The following is a 4598-nucleotide window of genomic DNA, read 5'->3' on the forward strand; positions in this document are numbered from 1 at the left end:
CGCCGCCCGCCACACCGGCACCCGCGGCGGCTCCCGCCGCCGACTCCGCGCCGCAGGAAGCGCCGTCCGACCAGAAGGACATCATCGTCACCGGCGCGCGCGCGACGCAGCGCAACTCGATCGACCTCAAGCGCAATTCGAGCGTGATCGTCGACGGCATCGTCAATGACGAGATCGGCGCCCAGCCCGACAATTCGGTCGGCGACACGCTCGAACGCATCGCCGGCGTCAGCGCCGACCGCTTCAAGGGCAATGCCAACGAATTGTCGGTGCGCGGGCTCGGTCCGACCCTGAGCTTCGCGACGTTCAACGGCCGCGAAGTGTCGAGCGCGGGCGGCGACCGCTCGGTCGCCTTCCAGCAATTCCCGTCGGAGCTGGTCAACGTCGTCCTGGTCTACAAGAGCCAGGAGGCCGACTTCCTCGAAGGCGGCATCGGCGGCATCATCGAACTGCGCTCGCTCAAGCCGCTCGACTACGGCAAGCGTCGCTTCCAGGCTGAGATCCGCGGCGATTACAGCGCCAAGGACGGCAGCATCATCGGGCGGACCGGCATCGGCTATCGTGCCAACGCCTCGTTCGTCGACCAGTTCAGGACCGGCATCGGCGAGATCGGCTTCAGCATCGGCTACCAGCACCAGGACACGACGGCGCCGGAGGATTATTACACCGGCAATTCGACCTTCTCACCCTGCACCACCTCGGCGCTCAACGGCACGCTGACGACCGGCAACACCGCGGCGCTCAACGCCGCCGGCGCCAACCAGACCTGTTCGAACGCGACCAAGCCCCGCACCGGCATCGGCGAGACGATCGGCGACACTTATTTCGCAACCTCGTCGCGCAGCTGGCGCCAGAACTCGACCAAGGAATTGCGCGACGCGGTGATCGGCACGCTCGAATGGCGGCCGGCGCCCAATCTCGATATCGCGATCGACGGCCAATATTCGAAGCGCAACTCGACCGAGAACCGCAATACCTTCGCCATCGCCGAGGCGTCGCGCGGCATCACCCCGATCCTGATCGGCGACGGCACCAACGGCTACAGCAAGGGCGCGCTGATCAAATATTCGGGCAATTCGAACTTGGAGGACCAGCTCGAACGGCGCGAGCGCGACGAGCAATATATCGGCGGCGGCCTGACCATCGGATGGCACAACGACCATTTCTCGCTGACCGGCGACGGCTCCTATTCGGGATCGCATCGCACCGAGACGCAGAAGGCGACGCGGATGCGCTCGAACACCCGCGTCGGCTACACGCTCGACTATGGCGACGATGTCGTGCCGAGCGTCACCTTCGACAATTTCGACATCACCGATCCGGACAATTTCGACGCCAACAGCGCGACTTCGGTCTATGCCCGCAACCGCTTCGTCACCGATCGCTGGGACAAGATCTGGGCGGTCCGGCTCGACGGCGAGTACAAGCTCGACCAGGGTTTCTTCACCTCTATCAAGATCGGCGCGCGCTATTCGGATCACGCCCGCACGCTCGACAACAATCGCAACACCGATCTCAACACGATCGTGCCTTATGGCGGGATGACCGTCGCGCAGATCATCAACAAGGCCAATGCCGATTGCCGCACGCCGTTTCCGCAATCGGCCTTCTTCACCACCACCAGCACCAACGTCACGCGCTGGGCGTCGTTCGACAACGACTGCCTGTTCCGCACCTTCACCGGCAGCGACAATGCCTTGCCCTATCCCGGCGAGAGCCGCGATCCGAGCGACATCAATCTGCGCGAGCGGATCAAGGCGGCTTATGCGATGACCAATTTCCGCGGCCAGCTCGGCAGCACGCCGTTCAGCGGCAATGCCGGCGTGCGCTACGTGCGGACCGACATCACCTCCACCGGCTATCGCTCGCCGATCCTGATCTCGGTCGATCCCAATGCCGACAGCTATACCGTGGTCGCCGATCCGACCGGCACGATCACCAGCAATACCCAGCGCAGCCATTATCAATATTGGCTGCCCAGCGCGAACATCGCCTTCGACCTGACGAGCAAGACCAAGCTGCGTTTCGCGCTCTATCGCGCCTTGTCGCGCGCGCCGATCGAGAGCTTCGGCTCGGGGATCTCGTTCACGCCGGTCACCACCGGCCAGACCTGCACGACCAATCCCTGCAATTCGTTCCGTATCGTGTCCGCGACCGGCAATCCCGCGCTCAAGCCGATGCGGGCGTGGAATGCCGACGCCTCGCTCGAATTCTATTTCTCCAAGGACTCGATGCTGTCGATCGCCGGCTATTACAAATGGCTGCGCGGCGCGGTGATCAGCGCGACGACGACCATCCCGGAGACGGTCGACGCCCGCGTCCAGATCCTCGGCGGCACCACCAGCACGCAGCAGATCGTGCTCAATCCGGTGGCGCCGGCCAACGATCAGGATTCGCGCCATCTCTACGGCCTCGAAGTGACGTTCAGCCACGCCTTCAGCTATCTGCCCTCGCCCCTCGACGGCTTCGGCGTGACCGGCTCGTACAACATCGCCTGGGCCAATTTCGAATCGCCCGATCCTTCAGCGCTGGCACCCTATACCGATCCCGCCAACCTCAACGGCTTCTCGCACCAGGTCGCCAACGGCACGATCTATTGGGAGAAAGGCGGCTTCTCGATCCGCGCCTCGTACCGCTACCGCTCTTATTATTTCAAACCCAACAGCAGCACCAACCGGTCGGTGCAGAGCGCGGGCTATCTCAACCTGTCGGCGGAATACGATCTGACCAAGAATATCGCGCTCAAGCTCCAGGCGCAGAACGTGACCAACACCAAGGACGTGTTCTTCAAGGGCGTGTACGACAATATCGCGGAGGTCAGCGAGAGCGGGCCGGTCTATTATGCCGGCGTCCGGGTCCGGTTCTAAGCGAGGTCGATCGTCATGCTCCGCCGTGTCGCCACCGCGCTTCTGACCTTGCCGCTCTTGGCGGTGTCGCCGCTCCAAGCCGCGCCGGAGCGGCCGGTCCTCGCCCCGCTCCCCGCCGATCGCCAGTTATGCAAAGGCGTCGACGGCTATGCCGCCGCGTTCGGCGGGCGGCGGACCTTCTTCCTCAAGCCTGGCCAGCTGACGGCGATCAAGGCGGTGCTCGAGACCGATCCGGCGGTGAAGACGGCCTATGCCGATCTGCTGCGCCGGGCGGATGCGGCGCTCGCCCGGCGGCCGGGATCGGTGATGGACAAGACGACCATTCCGCTGTCGGGCGATCGCCACGATTATCTCAGCATCGCGCCTTATTGGTGGCCCGACCCCGCAAAGCCCGACGGGCTGCCCTATGTCCGGCACGACGGCGAGATCAATCCGCAGCGCGACACGCGGGCCTATGACCGCACCGCGATCGGCCGGCTGGGCGAGGATGTGACGGCGCTGTCGCTGGCCTATTATTACAGCGACGATCCGCGCTACGCGGCCAAGGCAGCGGCGGTCATCCGCACCTGGTTCCTCGATCCCGCCACCGCGATGAACCCCAACGCCCGCTACGCCCAGGCGGTGCCGGGGCGCGAAGAAGGCCGCGCCGAGGGCGTGCTCGACACCAGCGCGTTCCAGTCGGTGGTCGATGCGGTCGGGCTGATCGCGCCGTCGGGCAAACTGTCGAAGGACGAGCAAGGCAAGCTCGAAGCCTGGTTCGGCCGCTATGTCGACTGGATGCTCAAGAGCCCGACCGGCCGCGCCGAGAATGCGGCCAAGAACAATCACGGCATCTGGTTCGACAGCCAGATCACCCAATATGCCCTGTTCGCGCGACGCCCCGATCTCGTCCGCGCGGTGGTGACCGCTTTTCCGGCCAAGCGGATCGCGCCGGAATTCGATCCGTCGGGGAAGCTGCCGCAGGAACTGACCCGCACCCGCAGCCTGCATTATTCGATCTTCGCGCTGACCCCGGCGTATGACGTTGCCGAGATGGCCGGGTGCCTGGGCTATGATCTGTGGAATTATCACGACGCCCAAGGGCGGGGGCTGCGGACGGCGACCGACTTCCTCGCCGGCTATCGCGGGCGGATCGCCGCCTGGCCGTACAAGGAAATCCGTCCCGACCCGGGCGAGCTCGACATGCTGCTGACGCGCGCCGATTGGGCCTGGGGGCCGGGCGTCTATCCGCACGATCCGGCGGGCTGGCCGATGACGCTCGAATATCGGGCTGGGACCGGTGCCGGACGATGATATGACGGCGGTCATGAGTTCGAACCAAAGCGCAAAGCTCGCCGACCAGCTCGTTGCCGATTTCGAGCGCCGGGTACTGTCGGGCGAATTGGCGCCGGGATCGCGCTTCCCGGCGGAAAAGGCGATCGTCGATTCGACCGGCGTCAGCCGCACCGTGGTGCGCGAGGCGTTCGCGCGGATGGCGGCCAAGGGCCTGCTGATCTCGCGGCGCGGCTCGGGCGCCTATGTCGCGCCGACCGCGCGCTACCAGGCGTTCCAGATCACGCAGGAGGAACTCGCCGAGATCGACGACGTCCACCGCCTGTTCGAGATGCGCACGCCGCTCGAGGCGGAAATGGCCGAGCTCGCCGCCGCGCGGCGGAGCAAGGACGATCTCGAGGCGATGTCGGATGCGATCGACGCGCTGATCGGTTCGTCCAACGTCGACGCCGCGGTCGA

At 65.3% G+C, this 4598-nt stretch carries 3 protein-coding genes; all 3 read left to right on the forward strand.

All coding sequences use genetic code 11. The features are described from left to right. Nucleotides 1-2867: TonB-dependent receptor (locus ACTHJR_RS16430; RefSeq protein ID WP_440524326.1), on the forward strand; the 2867-nt coding region annotated here is incomplete at its 5' end. Nucleotides 2868-2882: 15 nt separating this feature from the next. After that, complete coding sequence (locus ACTHJR_RS16435; protein WP_440524327.1) at nucleotides 2883-4160, forward strand: alginate lyase family protein; 1278 nt, start codon at nucleotides 2883-2885, stop codon at nucleotides 4158-4160. Nucleotides 4161-4173: 13 nt separating this feature from the next. Next, the coding region (locus tag ACTHJR_RS16440) for a FadR/GntR family transcriptional regulator (protein WP_440524328.1) at nucleotides 4174-4598 on the forward strand (425 nt) is incomplete at its 3' end.

Origin of the sequence: Sphingomonas sp., from assembly GCF_051962185.1 — a bacterium.
In the GTDB taxonomy this organism is placed as follows: Bacteria; Pseudomonadota; Alphaproteobacteria; order Sphingomonadales; family Sphingomonadaceae; genus Sphingomonas.